At 60.3% G+C, this 15,804-nt stretch carries 13 protein-coding genes; 6 read left to right on the top strand and 7 right to left on the bottom strand.

Annotated elements, in window-relative coordinates; translation table 11 throughout:
- Positions 1 to 4: 4 nt before the first annotated feature.
- Together I6E52_RS01205 and I6E52_RS01200 are read right to left on the bottom strand one after the other, a co-directional pair.
- Positions 5 to 634: a histidine phosphatase family protein gene (locus I6E52_RS01205; RefSeq protein ID WP_197124733.1), complete on the bottom strand. Its 630-nt coding sequence runs from the start codon at positions 632 to 634 to the stop codon at positions 5 to 7.
- Positions 635 to 689: 55 nt separating this feature from the next.
- Positions 690 to 1,520 carry a Sir2 family NAD-dependent protein deacetylase gene (locus I6E52_RS01200; protein WP_197154334.1) on the bottom strand — a complete coding sequence of 277 codons (831 nt, stop codon included), beginning with the start codon at positions 1,518 to 1,520 and terminating at the stop codon, positions 690 to 692.
- A 52-nt stretch (positions 1,521 to 1,572) separates the two neighbouring features.
- On the opposite strand from I6E52_RS01200, the gene I6E52_RS01195 reads away from it, so the two are divergent.
- The 3 genes from I6E52_RS01195 to I6E52_RS01185 all read left to right on the top strand — a co-directional run bounded on the left by I6E52_RS01195 (position 1,573) and on the right by I6E52_RS01185 (position 4,884).
- Complete coding sequence (locus tag I6E52_RS01195) at positions 1,573 to 2,406, top strand: RNA methyltransferase (RefSeq protein ID WP_231601727.1); 834 nt, start codon at positions 1,573 to 1,575, stop codon at positions 2,404 to 2,406.
- Positions 2,407 to 2,440: 34 nt separating this feature from the next.
- Positions 2,441 to 3,667 (top strand): D-alanyl-D-alanine carboxypeptidase, encoded by a 1,227-nt coding sequence (locus I6E52_RS01190; RefSeq protein WP_307842308.1) that lies wholly within the window; start codon positions 2,441 to 2,443, stop codon positions 3,665 to 3,667.
- Between the two features lie 110 nt (positions 3,668 to 3,777).
- Entirely contained in the window at positions 3,778 to 4,884 is a 1,107-nt protein-coding gene (locus I6E52_RS01185) for an acyl-CoA desaturase (RefSeq protein ID WP_197124737.1), read from the top strand.
- Positions 4,885 to 4,990: 106 nt separating this feature from the next.
- On the opposite strand, the gene I6E52_RS01180 is transcribed toward I6E52_RS01185, so the two are convergent.
- A complete protein-coding gene (locus I6E52_RS01180) occupies positions 4,991 to 5,752 on the bottom strand; it encodes an SGNH/GDSL hydrolase family protein (protein WP_197154333.1) in 762 nt (253 codons plus the stop codon).
- A gap of 154 nt (positions 5,753 to 5,906) precedes the next feature.
- Here I6E52_RS01180 and I6E52_RS01175 point away from each other — a divergent pair, with 154 nt between their 5' ends.
- The 3 genes from I6E52_RS01175 to I6E52_RS01165 all read left to right on the top strand — a co-directional run bounded on the left by I6E52_RS01175 (position 5,907) and on the right by I6E52_RS01165 (position 9,394).
- Entirely contained in the window at positions 5,907 to 6,170 is a 264-nt protein-coding gene (locus I6E52_RS01175) for a GlsB/YeaQ/YmgE family stress response membrane protein (protein ID WP_197105618.1), read from the top strand.
- 125 nt (positions 6,171 to 6,295) lie between these two features.
- On the top strand, positions 6,296 to 7,543 hold the full coding sequence (gene dinB, locus I6E52_RS01170) for a DNA polymerase IV (protein WP_197154332.1): 1,248 nt from the start codon (positions 6,296 to 6,298) through the stop codon (positions 7,541 to 7,543).
- A gap of 84 nt (positions 7,544 to 7,627) precedes the next feature.
- Complete coding sequence (locus tag I6E52_RS01165; protein WP_197154331.1) at positions 7,628 to 9,394, top strand: DEAD/DEAH box helicase; 1,767 nt, start codon at positions 7,628 to 7,630, stop codon at positions 9,392 to 9,394.
- A gap of 169 nt (positions 9,395 to 9,563) precedes the next feature.
- On the opposite strand, the gene I6E52_RS01160 is transcribed toward I6E52_RS01165, so the two are convergent.
- The 4 genes from I6E52_RS01160 to I6E52_RS01145 form a co-directional block, all read right to left on the bottom strand.
- Positions 9,564 to 9,767: a cold-shock protein gene (locus I6E52_RS01160; RefSeq protein WP_100389010.1), complete on the bottom strand. Its 204-nt coding sequence runs from the start codon at positions 9,765 to 9,767 to the stop codon at positions 9,564 to 9,566.
- Between the two features lie 155 nt (positions 9,768 to 9,922).
- Complete coding sequence (locus tag I6E52_RS01155; protein WP_197154330.1) at positions 9,923 to 13,366, bottom strand: error-prone DNA polymerase; 3,444 nt, start codon at positions 13,364 to 13,366, stop codon at positions 9,923 to 9,925.
- A complete protein-coding gene (locus I6E52_RS01150; protein WP_197154329.1) occupies positions 13,366 to 14,979 on the bottom strand; it encodes a DNA polymerase Y family protein in 1,614 nt (537 codons plus the stop codon). Before I6E52_RS01150 ends, I6E52_RS01155 begins: the two co-directional genes overlap by 1 nt.
- Positions 14,976 to 15,761, bottom strand: coding sequence for a hypothetical protein (locus I6E52_RS01145; RefSeq protein WP_231601726.1), 786 nt, complete (start codon positions 15,759 to 15,761; stop codon positions 14,976 to 14,978). The genes I6E52_RS01150 and I6E52_RS01145 overlap by 4 nt, the downstream gene beginning before the upstream one ends.
- Positions 15,762 to 15,804: the final 43 nt, after the last annotated feature.

The raw sequence follows: 15,804 nt of genomic DNA, 5'->3' as shown, positions 1-15,804 counted from the left end.
CGACCTACGCGCCGCTCTCGCGTCGGGCTAACGCGTTTTGCTCATCGAAGTCGTCGCCGCCGTGGCGTTCTGATTCTTCTTCGATGGGGTCATCGAAATCGATGAGCGTCAGCGTGCCTTCGTCATGACGGAAGCTATGCACGGAGCCGTTGGCGATTCGTCCGTGCGGATGCCCCGGAGCGACTGTCGCAAGCACCGTCGCAATGACACCACCGTGGGCCACCACAATGATCGACTCACCGTGATGCTGCTCGGCAAGGCTCACGAGGGCAGGAACGACACGCTGTGCGACAGCCTCGCGCGGTTCCCGGCCGGGAACGTCAACGTCAGCCGGATACAGCGCATCAATTTCGCTATCGGTGCAGCCTTCGGCGACGCCATAGTTTCGTTCAACAATCGCCGCTACAGGTTCAGGGGCGGCAAGCCCGACAATGCCCGCGATAATTTCTGCGGTTTCCATCGCCCGGGAAAGAGGGCTGGCAAAGATTCCGTTCCACTGCCGGCGGGCTAAGAGTTCTCCCGTGGTGCGTGCCTGCGCGCGCCCGGTCTCGTTGAGGGGAATGTCAGTACTGCCCTGAATGCGACGTTCGAGATTCCAGTCAGTCTCTCCATGTCGCACAAGATAAATGAACACAACGCTCCGTTCACAACACAATGACCAGCACAGAACACTCGGGCGATCTGCGCTGCTAAGCAGCTAGGCGTTCGACAAGTTCACCAAGAACTGCGGAAGCGCCCCCATCGATCTTAACGTCGGCGCGTTTATCGGCTTTGGTCGTTCCGCGATTGATGATGACGAGCGGGATCTGCTTGCGCATCGCTCGCTCAACGAGGCGGATGCCGGAATTGACGACGAGAGACGAACCGGCGACGATCATGGCATCCGACTGGTCCACGAGCGACGCGCCAAGTTGAAACTTTCGGGTCGGAACGAACTCGCCGAAGAACACGACATCCGGTTTCAGAACGCCACCGCAGACGGTGCAGTCGGGAATCACGAAGTCCTCAACGTTGTGCACGTCAGCATCGCCGTCGGGGTTGAGCGTGTGGGAGTCATCTGCTTCGAGCCACGGGTTCAGCGCAGAGATGCGGGCGGCTAGGGGAGTGCGAGCAAAGTACTGTCCGCACCGCAGGCACCGCGCACGGTCGATGCTGCCGTGGACGTCAACAACCCGTGTGGAGCCGGCGCGCAAGTGCAAGCCGTCGACATTCTGAGTCACGATGCCGTTGCTGATGCCGCGGCGTTCGAACTCCGCGAGAGCGTCATGACCCTGGTTGGGAGTCGACGCGGCAAAACGTTTCCAGCCAAGATGACTGCCTGCCCAATAGCGTTGGCGAAATTCGGGCGAGCTTTGGAACTGTTGGAAGGTCATCGGATTGCGCACCGCGGCGCCTTCACCGCGATAATCAGGTATGCCTGAATCGGTGCTAATCCCAGCGCCGGTGAGTACGCTAATGAGCTTGCCCTGAAGAAGCTCGGCAGCACGATCAATGTCGTTGCTGATCGGGAGTGTGTTCACTCTCCAAGCGTAAGCACTTCGGGCTCATCCACTGCCATCTCAGATTCACCTGATGGCGAAACCGCACAGTTGGGAACACACCGTGAACGTCATCCGGGTCACCGATCTCTCCGATCCCCGCCTCAGCGACTTCGCCAACCTCACGGATGTCGCTCTGCGCCGCCGTACAGAACCAGCCGGCGGCCTCTACATTGCCGAATCATCCAAAGTGATTGCGCGGGCGCTGAGAGCCGGACACCAGCCGCGCGCAGTACTCGTGCTAGAACAGTGGCTCGATGACGTGGCAGAACTACTCGGGGATTCCCCGGTTCCTGTCTACGTGGGGGAGTCAGCGCTACTAGAACAGCTCACCGGGTTCAATCTGCACCGCGGGGCTCTGGCATCCATCCACCGCCCGGTGCTCCCCAGCGTTGCTGAGCTGGTGGCGGATGCACGCCGCATCGTCATCTTGGAAGACATCGTTGATCACACTAACGTCGGTGCCATTTTTCGTTCGGCTGCAGCGCTCGGTGCGGATGCTGTGCTCATTACGCCACGCTGTGCCGACCCGCTCTACCGGCGCAGTGTACGCGTCAGCATGGGAACAGTGCTGCAAGTGCCGTGGACCCGCCTCGAGAATTGGCCTGCCGACGCCGCGGATCTGAAGGCGGCGGGATTCCACTTGGCCGCTCTCGCTCTCAACGACGACTCGGTCGACCTCGACACCTTTGCGGCTAACGCCCCCGAGAAGGTCGCCCTGATCTTGGGAACTGAAGGAGATGGCCTCTCGCGCAGCACGATCGAGGCCGCCGACACCGTGGTCAAGATTCCAATGATGCACGGCGTTGATTCGCTCAATGTTGCTGCCGCTAGCGCGGTGGGGATGTACATGCTTCGAGCACGCTAGCCGCCACCATAGATTCACCTGTTAGCGTTATCCGGTGCCGCTGACTCAACGCCAAATTTTTCGCCGTCGCCGTATCGTCGTCTTCTCTGTTGTCGGTGTTGTGCTTGCAACTGCGTTCTACTTGCCGCTGACGCTTCTCGCGCCCCTTGACGAAGTTTCGGCCCAGGTTCTTGCGGTCGAAACCCCGGTAGCGGCTGAGCCCGAACTGACCTTGCCGAGCTACGGGGCGTCCGCGATTGGGGCACTCGACCGCCCCGGGGTGCTCGCGCAAGCCGGCAGCACTGACCCGATTCCCATCGCGTCGATCACGAAAATTATTACAGCCCTTGTGGTGCTCGACGCCAAACCGCTTGAGGTGGACGAAGCGGGCCCGACGATTACCTTCGGGCAAACCGACGTGGACTTCTACAACGCTCAGGTCGCGCAGTATGGGTCAGTATCACCGGTGTATGACGGTCTCCAACTCTCCCAGCGCGATGCTATGACGGTCGTGCTGCTGCCTTCGGCAAATAATTACGCGCAATCTCTAGCGAACTGGGCTTTCGGCTCCGAAGACGCTTTTGTCGCGGCCGCTGCGGTGTGGCTTCAAGAACAGGGGCTCGAGAACACGACTCTCACCGAGCCTTCCGGAATCCAAGATACGAATCGAAGCACGGCTGCTGACCTCACTGAACTGGCGCGGCTGGCAATAGGAAACCCGGTCATCGCAGACATTGTTTCCACGTCGTCCGCAGAGATTCCGGGCATCGGAGCAGTGAGCAACAGCAACGCACTCCTCGGAATCGATGGCGTCGATGGAATCAAGACAGGAACCCTCGTCGTCGGCTGGTCGTGCCTGCTGTTCTCCGCTGACGTGACCGTCGGCGACGAAGTCATCACCCTCGTGGGCGCGGTCGTGGGTGGGCCAGACCATCCCACGATTAACGCCGCGATCCGCGAGCTGATTGCGGATGCCACTGCCGGGTTCTCCGAGGTAGCGGTTGCAACAGACGGCGAGGAGTTCGCTGACTATGACACGCCGTGGGGCGATGAGTCGGCCGCGGTGGCTGCCTCGACCGTGAAGGCGGTCGTGTGGGGCGAAGATGAGATCTCTGTCACGGTGGAGGCCGTCCCTGTGCGCCTTGCAGAATCCGGGGAAAATGCGGGCACGCTCCACGTGCAGATCGGATCAGAAACCTTCGACATTCCTCTGGTGTTCAGTGAGGAGATCGATGACCCGGGGGCGTGGTGGAGGCTCACCAACCCACAAAGTTTGTTTTAGTTATGGAATAGACACGGCACTCACAGGAGGCCGCGATAAGGTGGAGTGCATCTGGAGCACCTGCTCGATTGACAAATGGCTGGGAAGTCATTCAAAACATCTGAGGTCACGTGAGTAGTTCTCTCTCAGCCGATCCCACACGAATCATCAAGACTGGGCCCCGCGGAGTCGGTAGCCCGATGAGCGAATTCGCAGCATTGTTGCGCACCGTTCGCGAAGCAGGGTTGTTGCGTCGCAACAGACGCTTCTACATCATCACTTTTGCCGTGATTACCGTCGCTATGGCCGCCGCTTGGGTTGGTTTCGCGATGCTTGCCGGCACGTGGTACATCTTGTTGATCGCCGCGGCGATGGGCATCATCTTTACGCAATACGCATTTCTTACGCACGAACTGGCGCATCGCCAAGTTTTTCAGTCCAGCAAGCTCAATGACACGCTGGGGCGGCTCATGTCCGACCTCATCGTCGGAATTAGCTACGCCTGGTGGATGAACAAGCACTCGCGTCACCACGCGAACCCCAACACGGTCGACAAAGACCCTGATATCGAGACTGACTTCATTATTTTCCAGAAGGAAAAGACTGTCGGCCTCAAGGGGATTACGAAGTTCATGGCGAAACGCCAGGGCTACCTGTTCTTCCCCGCGCTCTTGCTTGAGGGCTTCAACCTTCATTCGCACGCCTTCCAAGAGGTCTTCAACTTCAAGAAGAAGGTCGACAAGCGCTGGCTCGAGATCACGCTTCTGCTCGTACGTAACATCGGCTACCTCGCCGTCGTGTTCAGCTTTCTCCCGCTCGGCATGGCATTTGCCTTCCTGGGCGTTCAAATGGGAATCTTTGGGCTCTACATGGGCGCGTCATTCGCTCCCAATCACAAGGGAATGCCGATCTTGCCCAAGGGCTCGAAGGTTGACTTCCTGCGCCGTCAAGTGCTGACAAGCCGCAACATTCGTAGTGGTGTCTTCATGAACCACTTCATGGGCGGTCTCAATTTCCAGATCGAGCACCACCTTTTCCCCACTATGCCGCGGCCGCATTTGCCTCTCGCTGCAGAAATGGTGAAGGAGTACTGCAAGACGAAGGACATCAAGTACACCGAGGTCGGACTCGTCACGTCGTACGGCATCGTGATTCGCCACCTCAACGAAGTCGGTCTCAGTGCCGATGGAGATCCTTTTGACTGCCCCGCAGCCGGTCGCACCGGTTACACCGGATAGTCAGCCGCGAAACGTACGAAGAGGGCCCCTGCCGCATTGGCAGGGGCCCTCTTCGCGTATGTGAGCCATGTAGAGCCTCAGTGCGGCCGTGGTGCCGCTGAGCGCGTTAGAAGCCGGGCCGTTTGGCTGTGACGTTGTCTCCGGACGACTGGTGGCGAACTCGACGCAAGACCCATGGCACCAAGTGCTCGCGAGCCCAGCCAATGTCCTCGACGCGCGCCTCGCGCCAGCGACGTGGAGGAAGCGGCTCAGGATTGAAGGGCTCAAGTTCATTCGCCACGTTCAGGGAATCGAGCACCATGCGAGCGACTGTATGGTGACCAACGGGGGAGAAGTGAAGACGATCTCGCGACCACATCCGCGGATCTGATAACTCGCGTAGGGACCACATGTCAGCAACAACGGCATCATGGCGCTGTGCGACAGCACGAATGTTCTCGTTGTAGATCGCCACCTTGCCGCGCATGCGATTGAGCACGGGAGTCATTCCGATGTCGGGTCCGGTGAAAAGCACCACGGTTGCGCCATCTCGTCGCAGTTGTGCCACGAGCGCGTCGACGCGCTGGGCGACTTCGTCGGGATCAGAACCGGGCCGGATGATGTCGTTACCGCCGGCTGAGACAGTGATGAGATCTGCTTTGAGTTCCATCGCGGGCTCAAGCTGTTCATTCGATATCTGGTCAAGCAGTCGGCCTCGGATAGCTAAGTTCGCGTAGGCAAAGTCGGGTTTACGGTCTCCCAACACTTCCGCGACTCGGTCGGCCCAGCCTCGATTGCCGCCGGGGGAATTGGGTTCGGGGTCGCCGATGCCCTCTGTGAAGGAATCGCCGATAGCGACGTATCTGCTCCACGGGTGTTGTTCTTGCATACGTCTAGCCTGTCTAAAAATTTGCCTGTGCGATACCCGGGTGATTCCTGTGAGCCAACTGAATTACTTTGACCCCCGGATAGGGCACGTGGTTGTATTTTCTCTGTTGGTTTTCACACCGAAGACCACTTAACCACCGTTTGGAGAACACACAATGGGAATCATCGGCTGGATCGTACTGGGACTCATCGCCGGAGCTATCGCAAAGGCTATTTTGCCCGGACGGCAAGGCGGCGGTTGGCTCGCAACACTTCTTCTCGGTGTTGTTGGAGCACTCGTCGGAGGATTCGTGGGAGGCGCCATCTTTGGCATTGGCCTCGAAGAGTTCTTCTCCATCGAAACGTGGCTCGTAGCCATTGGCGGCTCAGTGCTCGTGCTCTTCCTTTACGGGTTGATCACGCGCGGCTCACGTCGCTAAACACTCTTGGGTAAAAGGGGCGGTGCACTTCGGTGCACCGCCCCTTTTCTGTGGGTTCAGCGGTTCCTCCCCGCAGCGTGTCGTGTTCCGCAGTTATCGTCAGAGGCACCTGCGACAATGGCGCTATGGGTAAGCAAGACGGTCGCACGCGACATGTGACCGCACCGGGAGTCGACGACAGCACCGCGACGATCCTGCACGTTGACATGGATGCCTTCTTCGCCTCCGTCGAACTCCTCGATCACCCTGAGCTCATCGGTAAACCCGTCATTGTGGGGCACAACTCAGTTCGCTCGGTGGTCACCGCAGCTACTTACGAGGCCCGCAAGTATGGCGTGAACTCAGCGATGCCCATGGCCCTCGCCCTGCGCCGGTGTCCCAACGCCATCGTGCTTGAGCCACATTTCGAGCGCTATCAATACTTTTCGTCCATTGTTTTCGACATCTGCGACCAACTCACCCCCAAGGTAGAACGACTCGGCATCGACGAAGCGTTTCTGGATGTTGCTGGAGCGCGGGCCATCTACGGGTCACCCCTCGAGGTGGCGGCACTGCTGCGGCGTCGAGTCTTCGCGGAAACAGGGCTCGTCTGTTCTGTCGGCGCCGCAGCCTCGAAGTACGTAGCGAAAGTCGCATCTGGCCTCTCTAAGCCCGATGGACTGCTCGTCATCCCGGCCGACAAGACAATCGAATTCCTGCATCCGCTGCCCATCACCGCCCTCTGGGGCGTCGGTGGCAAGACGGCTGAATCACTGCAGCACCGCGGTTTCAGCACGATTGCCGATATTGCTCACGCAGATCGGGAAACCCTCACGCGCGCGGTCGGCGAGGCTGGCGCGGTAAAGCTGCACAACCTCTCCTGGGGCAACGATCCCCGCAGCGTCGTCGAACGGGCCGCCGAGAAGAGTATCGGCCACGAGACCACCTTTGAATACAACGTGTTGGATGCCAACGAGATCCGCCGCGAACTGCTCCGGCTCTCCGCAAAGGTCGCCGCACGCTTGCGTGGCGCCGGCATGGAAGCGAGCACCGTGGTGCTGAAAATCCGGTTCGAAGACTTCAGCACCATTACTCGCTCGCGCAAGCTGCCCGACCCCACCGACCTCGGCCGCACCATCTACGAGACCGTCAGAGATGTCTATGCCGACTTTGCTCGCGAAGGTCGGCCGGTGCGTCTCGTGGGCGTGCGCGGCGAGCAACTCGTCGAACCGGGCGGCGGGCAGCTGAGTTTGTGGGACACCACCGACGGGTGGCGCGACGCCGAAGAAGCTATGGAGGCGGCATCCGCTCGCTTCGGAACCGGCGCGATAGGACCAGCGCGCCTCTTGGGATCACAGCGATCGGAACGGCCCCGCCTCGGACAACGTGACTAGTCGTTCGCAAAGTTTTTGCCCGCACGGCCAAAACACAGCAGTCACGAACTCGGTTGTCAGTAGAGAACGGTAAAGTCTTATCAAGTGAGCACTCCATTGCCTGGCCCCACCGTGGGCACCTTCGCGGCGGAACATCTCTCACCGTCGTACCCCGAGCGCGCCGCCCGAGGCACCGCATCTAAGCTGCGGGCCTGGCAGGCAGAAGCCCTCGATCTTTACTTCGAGAAAGAACCCCGCGACTTTCTTGCCGCTGCAACACCTGGCGCCGGCAAAACCACCTTCGCTCTCCGTCTCGCTGTTGAGCTTTTCGCTCGCCGGGAGATCGATCGCGTCACGGTCGTCGCGCCAACCGATCACCTCAAACGCCAGTGGGCGGATGCCGCCAACCGTGTCGGAATTCGGGTCAATCCGTCGTTCTCCAACGGCGATGCCTGGGGCGGTCGACGTTTCCACGGTGTTGCTGTGACCTATGCGCAAGTGGCCATGAAGGCCTCGTTTCATCAAGAGATCACCGACTCTGCCCGCACGCTCGTGATCCTTGACGAAGTGCATCACGGCGGCGACGCTCTCAGCTGGGGCGACGCCATCCACACGGCTTTCGGTCGTGCCACTCGGCGGCTCTCACTCACGGGTACACCGTTCCGCAGCGATACCGCGCCCATTCCATTCGTGACCTATGCGCCCAACCATGAGGGCATCCGCACTTCGGTCACCGACTACAGCTATGGCTATGGTCGTGCGCTCGAAGACGGTGTTGTTCGACCCGTTATTTTCATGGCCTATGCCGGCAAGATGCGCTGGCGCACCCGCATGGGCGATGAGATGGAAGCTCGCCTCGGCGAAGGAGACACCAAAGACGTCACCGCGCAAGCCTGGCGCACCGCCCTTGACCCCAAAGGCGAATGGATGCCGGCAGTGCTGCGGGCTGCGGATCGTCGCCTCAGCGAGGTACGACATTCGGTTCCCGATGCCGGAGGACTCGTCATCGCGACCGACCAACTCGCGGCTCGGGCCTACGCCAAGCTCATCAAAGACATCACGGGGGAGTCCGCCACGATTGTGCTCTCCGACGAGAAAGAGTCATCGTCGCGCATCGAAAAATTTGCCGAAAACGATAGCCGGTGGATGGTGGCCGTGCGCATGGTGTCGGAGGGTGTTGACGTTCCTCGCCTTGCCGTCGGGGTGTACGCAACGTCGGCATCCACCCCGTTGTACTTCGCCCAAGCTGTCGGTCGTTTCGTGCGTACTCGTCGCCGCGGTGAGACAGCATCGATCTTTTTGCCGAGCGTTCCCAACCTCATGAATCTCGCCGGCAAGCTCGAGAAGGAACGTGACCACGCGCTCGATCGCAAGGAATCGCCTGATGATCTGCTCGATGACAGCCTCCTCGATGCGGAGAACCGTGAAGAGAAGACGAGCGATGAACTTGCTGACGAGTTCACGTGGGAAGCCATCGAGTCTGAAGCGAACTTCGATCGCGTGCTGTTCGACGGCGCAGAGTTCGGTTTCGCCGCCGAACCGGGCAGTGACGAAGAGCTCGACTTCATTGGGCTTCCCGGCATCCTCGAGCCTGAGCAAGTACGAGAACTGTTGCTGCAGCGCCAGAAGCGCCAGTCAAAGCGCGCAGAGAGTCGCCCCAAGGAAGAACAGCCGCCGCCGCTGTATCGCACGCTCAAAGAGCAGCGGACCCTGCTCAACAACCTCGTGGGCCGTAGAGCGAAGCTTTCTGACGAACCGCACGGATTGATCCACGCGGAGTTGCGTCGCGTCTGTGGCGGTCCTGCGGTCGCTCAGGCTACGGTGACGCAATTGCAGACCCGCATCGATTACTTGCGCAAGGGCATGCACTAGTCGCCAACAGCTGGGCCGTACGCGCTTTATGATTCACCGTGCGAAACACACAGCCTGCCGGGTGCTGCACGCACACATACCCTCAAGCGCGCAGCCGTGCATCCGTCTTTTAACAAGAAAACGCCCCCGGTATAGGACCGGGGGCGTTCTCATTACTGAACTATCAAGATCAGAGGGGGCGGATGTTCTCCGCCTGGGGACCCTTGGGTCCCTGTGTGATGTCAAACTCAACCTTTTGGTTCTCGTCGAGCGACTTGTAGCCATTTGTTGCGATGGCCGAGTAGTGGGCGAACACATCAGGACTTCCGTCCTCGGGGGCGATGAAGCCAAAGCCCTTTTCTGCGTTGAACCACTTGACGGTACCTAGTGCCATTTAAAACTCCTCCAGGAGCGTTCCTCAGGCCCCGACAGTCGAGGCCGCATTCATGCCTTTGTCTAGAACATGAACGATGGGATAAGGCTATAGCAGGAAAGCCCTGCATGTGTCATCTATTTCGAAAAAGACACATAACGGTAATGAAGTCGTCATTAGTGGAGATCTCGAGATTGGGTGCGGGGAAGCCCCGAAAGCGGTTCAAAGCGGTCTGCGACAACATTAATTACGCCGTCAACGGAGCGTTCGAGGACACCACGAACGATGAGCGCTGCACTGTCTCGAGCGACTCGGCGGTAGCGCCCCCAGACTCCAACACTGCAAATCACGTTGATAAGACCTGTCTCATCTTCAATGTTCATGAAGGTGATTCCGCTGGCCGTTGCGGGGCGTTGACGATGCGTCACAACACCCCCAATTTCGATACGACGCCCGGATTCAGCGGTCATTAGGTCGGTTGCGCTCAGGATTCCCCGCGCACTCAGGGCTGACCTTAGGTGGGCGACCGGGTGGCTGCCCGGTGAAATTCCTGTGGACCAGAGGTCGGCCATCAGGTCATCCACCGGGCTCGACATTGAAAAGAGCGGCGGCTGAACGGTGACCATACTGTGGGGGAGATACTCCTCGCGATCCTGTGCCGCGTTACCCGCATTCCACATCGCTTCGCGACGAGTGAGTTCGAGAGAGTCGAAAGTTCCCGCTGCTGCCAGAGCCTCCAATTGTTTCGTCGTGAGACCCACCCGCCGAACCAGATCATTCATCGACACGAACTCGCCGGACTTCCGGGCGGCCACAATTTTCTCGGCAATCACTGTTCCGACGCCTTTTACTTCATCAAATCCCAGGCGCACGGCAAAGGCTCCATCGCGGCGGTGGTCGTCGGTGTCAAAGGGTGCTGAACGATCGAACGGTCCCACAGGAGGCTGTTCAGCATCGAGGCAACGATCAGTGCCCGTAGCCGCGACTCCATCGCCCAATGCTTCCAATCCGGCAAAGACCCCCGAACGTTGGATGTCAGGACCAAGCACGACCACACCGTGACGGCGGGCATCCGCCACCAATGATTGCGGCGAATAGAAACCCATCGGTTGCGCCCGCAGGAGCGCAGCCAAGAACGCCGCGGGGTAGTGGAGCCGCACCCACGCACTGGCATACACGAGCAGCCCGAAGCTCAAGGCGTGGCTCTCAGCAAAGCCGAACCCGGCAAAGGCTTGGATGCTTTCGTAAATTCGGTCGGCATCCGCGTCAACGATGCCGTTGCTGGCCATTCCCGCATACAGCTTGGTGCGCAACTTGTCGATGCGTTCAATTCCTCGCTTCGAGCCCATTGCGCGCCGTAGAAGATCGGCGTCGTCAGCCGAACAGCCGCCAACCGCAACCGCAATTTGCATGAGTTGCTCTTGAAAAATGGGAACGCCGAGGGTGCGTTCGAGAGGCTCTACAAGGTTGGGGTGCAGGTAGGTGATCGGTTCGGCACCCATTTTGCGGCGAACATAGGGGTGCACTGCACCGCCCTGAATGGGTCCGGGGCGCACGAGCGCGATCTCGACCACGAGGTGATAAAACTCGCGCGGCTGAAGGCGCGGCAGCAACCCCATCTGAGCACGGCTCTCGACTTGGAAGACGCCGATGGCATCCGCTCGACACAGTTGGTCATAGACGCCCTGCTCTTCGGCAGGGATGGTCGCAAGATCCCACCGTTCGCCGAGGGCCTCATCAACGAGATCGAAACTGTATTGCATCGCCGACAGGATGCCGAGGCCCAACAGGTCGAACTTGACCAGCCCCATCCAGGCGCAGTCGTCTTTATCCCACTGCACCACGGTGCGTTTGTCTTTGCGTGCGTGCTCAATGGGAACGACCTCACCGACCGGCCGTTGGGTGAGCACCATGCCACCCGAGTGGATGCCGAGGTGCCGCGGAAATTTCATCACCTGTTGGGCAAGATCCAAGACCGAATCGGGGATGTCGTGGTCAACTCCGGAGACGTCGGAGCCCCAGCGCTCCATCTGTTTCGACCACGCATCTTGCTGCCCTGGGCTATGCCCGAGAGCTTTCGCCATATCGCGCACGGCAAACCGGGGACGGTACTGAATCACGTTCGCGACCTGCGCCGCATTCTCGCGCCCATACCGTTCGAATACGTATTGAATAACTTCTTCACGACGCTCGGAGTCGAAGTCGACATCGATGTCTGGCTCCTCTTCTCGCATCGCTGAGATGAAGCGCTCGAAAGGGAGCTTGTAACGCAGAGGGTCAACCGCCGTGATCTTGAGCAGGTAACAGACCACAGAGCTGGCGGCCGACCCGCGCCCCTGACAGAGAATGCCGCGCCCGCGCGCAAAGGCCACAATGTCGTGCACGATCAGAAAATAGCCGGCAAAGTTTTTCTCTTCGATGACATCGAGTTCTCGCTGAATGCGCGCCCGGTTGGCGTCTGACAGATCAATAGAGCGATCTTTCACTCCTGCCCACGTCAGCTCTCGCAACCAGCTCGCCGGGGTGTGCCCTTCGGGGACAGCCTGATCGGGAAGTGCCGGCTTCGCCTGCCTCAACTCGAACGCAGCCTCGTCCGCGATCTCGACGGTGTTAGCAACTGCTTCGGGATAGCGCGCAAAAAGCACAGCCATTTCAGCCCCCGAACGCAAATGGGCTGTGCCCGCAGCCGGAAGCCACCCGTCCATCTCGTCGAGACTGCGACGAGCACGCACCGCTGAGATCGCTGAATGCAAGTGATGCTGGCGAGGGGTCGCATAGTGAGCGTTGGACGTCGCGACCACCCGCAGTCCGCGTTCGGCGGCCAGCAAGACAAGAGCATCGTTGAGAGCAGAGTCGAGCGGGTAACCATGGTCGAAGAGTTCAACGATCACCGCTTCCGCCCCGAACAGTTCACTGAGCCGATCAAGCTCTGCCCCTGCCGCACGCATGGATTCCGTCGTGGGAGCGCTATTACCCTCGGAGCCGCTGAGGGCGCGACGAACCACTCCCTTGCGGCAGCCCGTGAGCACAAACCAGTGTCCGGATGCCAGCTCAGCGAGTTCATCGAGGTTGTAACGCGGGCGACCTTTTTCGCCACCGGCCAGTTGGGCTCGCGTAATGGCCAAGGCAAGACGGTGGTAGCCCTCCTCTTTTCGAGCAAGCACGAGAAGGTGATCGCCTTCGGGATCGGCTATGCCGTTTTGGGGCCCGCTCAATCCGAGCGAGAGCTCGGCGCCAAACAGGGTGCGTAATCCCAACTCGGCGGCTGCTTCGGCCATGCGCACAATGCCATAGAGCCCGTCGTGATCGGTGAGGGCGAGAGCGCTCAGCCCCAGCCGCGCTGCTTCTTCTGCGAGCTTTTCGGGCATGCTCGCGCCATCGAGAAAGCTGAAACTCGAATGGGCGTGCAGCTCTGCATACGGCACGACCGTGGCGGCCAGGCTCGCTCCTGACGCCACGTCATTCGGCGGCGCGCTGGGAGCGATGTAGGGGGCGCGCTTGCTGGAAACGAGCGACATGGCTCGACCGTCACCGGCTTCGCCAATCGGCGTGACGGTACCAAAACCCGACAGCGTACGCTCCAACTGCCGCCACGGGATGGGAGGGTTAGACCACGCCATTAGTCATACCTCGCTTCAGCCCACCAACCGCCGTCATCAAGCACCAACAGCCACGCGCATCCGGTGTCGTCAACAGCCTGAAAGCGCCACGAACGCCCGGGGGATTCTGCCTCCCACCATCGTTCGGCGAGTGGCCACGGCCCTGCCCACGCAGTAAGAGTGCGTGAACGTGAATCGCTTGTCGAAAACTGGGCGGGCGGTGCAGCAACGTGGCCACGCTCATCCACCGACACTGTGGTGCCATCTTCGGCAAACACATGCACGGCGTGACGGGTGGAGAAAACTGTTCCCGGCAGCGGAGCGGGGAGAACGCCGGGCCAGGGTCGTTGTGGCGATCGCTCGGTGACGCTGCGGTCACCCCACGCGGTGAGTCGTTGACGAGCCTGCAGGGTGCGCCCGCCCTCGATCGTGGGCACAAGAACACCACCGTGGCCAAGCATGCTTTGCACTCGAGAAAGCCCGTGATGGATGCGCGGCTCTAGCCCCGACCCCCACAGCCCGGTTTCGTGATTGCCGATCTCGTCAACTGTTTCGGGCACAATGCGCACCCGAGAGATGCCCGAGCTGAGCCCAGCCTCGATGAGAGCAGAGCCTTGCACTTGCCAGCGCACACGATCGACAACATCACTGGCACTAAACGACCGGGGATGCAGCCACACCCGTTCGGCGACCTCACCCGATTCCGAATCAAGTTCGATTCGAATCGCGGTCGCAACCAGTTGTGCCTGCACAAGACCGGCCACAAATTCGTCGGCCCGGCTGCGGATACCGAAAGCAACCTGATCCACTCGATCAAGGGCGGGCTCAAAGTCGATCACGACGTCAAGGTCGAGCGGGGGAGTGCGCGCGACGAAAGCCTGCGGATCCCGGCCGCTGGCGAGAGCATGCAGTCGAGCGCCGAGTTCCCCAAAACGAGTGCGGACATCGAGGCGGTCGAGGTGGGCAAACTCGCCAAGAGTGGAGATGCCGAGCTTCACCAGCAGATTCACAATAGGTGGTTCCTCTAACACCGCAATCGGCAGTGGTGACAGAAATTCGGCAGAGCTGCCAGCGGGCACCATCCGCACTCTTCCCCCTCGCGAACGAGGGTCTGCGGCACTAGTGCTGCGTGCAGCATGAACCGCAGTGAAAAGAGCATCAGCAATACCTACTCGAGCATCGGATGCCGCAATCTCGTTGACGCGATCAATAACAGTCAACGCTGCCGCTTTTTCTCCGCCGTAATACAGGGCAGCACCTCGCACGCGAACGGCACACATGCCCGGCCGCAACACTTGCACTCCGGGAATCAACTCTTCGACCCCTGCGAGCACCGGTTCGAACGCTCGGCTGTCGAGGGCGGGATCGTAAGGACGGTCGATAATCCCAGGAAACCGTGACTGTGCCTCTCGTAGTCGCAACCCGCGAGTGACGCCCTCAGCGCGAGCGGACGCTGCTGCCGCAAAGACAAGCCCTTTCTCCACGAGGACAAGCGGGGCATCCGCTGGAAGCTTTTCGTGTTGTCGCGCAGCAACCACGGGCCAATCTGGGGCCCAAAGGACCAGAACTCGGGGGAGTGACTCGGGAAGCGCTCCTGCATCTACCCGTGACCCCTGCGACGACTCGGCTTTCATGCCGAGACCTTGTGAGGCAAAGCCCTCAGCGGCGCAGGAGCCATCTCCGCCGCACCATGAGCACGTATTTGTTCAGAAGAATCGGGCAGCCAGATGCGTGCACTGCGTGGTCGCCCCGCACTCTTGCTCGTCACCGTGACGGTCACTTCACGCGCAGCCAAATGCCCGTGACCGTTGCCAATACCGTGCCACTGGCTCTCGCCCAGTGACACCATCGCTTCGCTCTGCGGCCACGACCCCACCATGAGAAGCGTCGATTTGCGTTGCCGGAGCCGCGACGCCAATCTGGCCACCGCAGAATCGGATGCCCGCGTCGGTGGGCGGGCGACGACGACATCCACGACATCAGCAATCGCTGCCGTCACCGCGAGCCATTGATCGCCCGGATGCGGCACAAGCACGAGTCGTTCGAGATCGACCCCAAACCGTTGGGCGGCTTCAATCCCGAACTCGGGCACTCCTACGACAGCGCACCACGATCCTGCCGCGGAGGGAGCAGCGAGGAGCATCATGAGGAGCATCGCCGAGCTGTCAACCGAATAAACGCTGCCCTGCTGCAAACCGCCGCCCGGGAGCAATGAGGCAATGGCGGGATGTGTGGGGATGAGCGTAGAACTCAGTGTGCGGGACTGCATTTGGCTGATGCGGGACTGCAGTTCAGCGACGCGTTCTGCAGCCGTCAGCGTTGCACCGCTAGAGGCCTCACGCCCAGCCAAAAACTCTTCAGCGGTCGCTGAAGCGGCAGAGGCAGATACAGGGGACACCTGTTCATATTCGAACATATGTTCGAGTGTGTCAATTGCGTACGACATCCATCGGCGTGTC

Origin of the sequence: Salinibacterium sp. NG253 (assembly GCF_015864945.1) — a bacterium.
Classification (GTDB): Bacteria; Actinomycetota; Actinomycetes; order Actinomycetales; family Microbacteriaceae; genus Rhodoglobus.
This window is presented reverse-complemented; position numbering and strand designations above follow the sequence as displayed.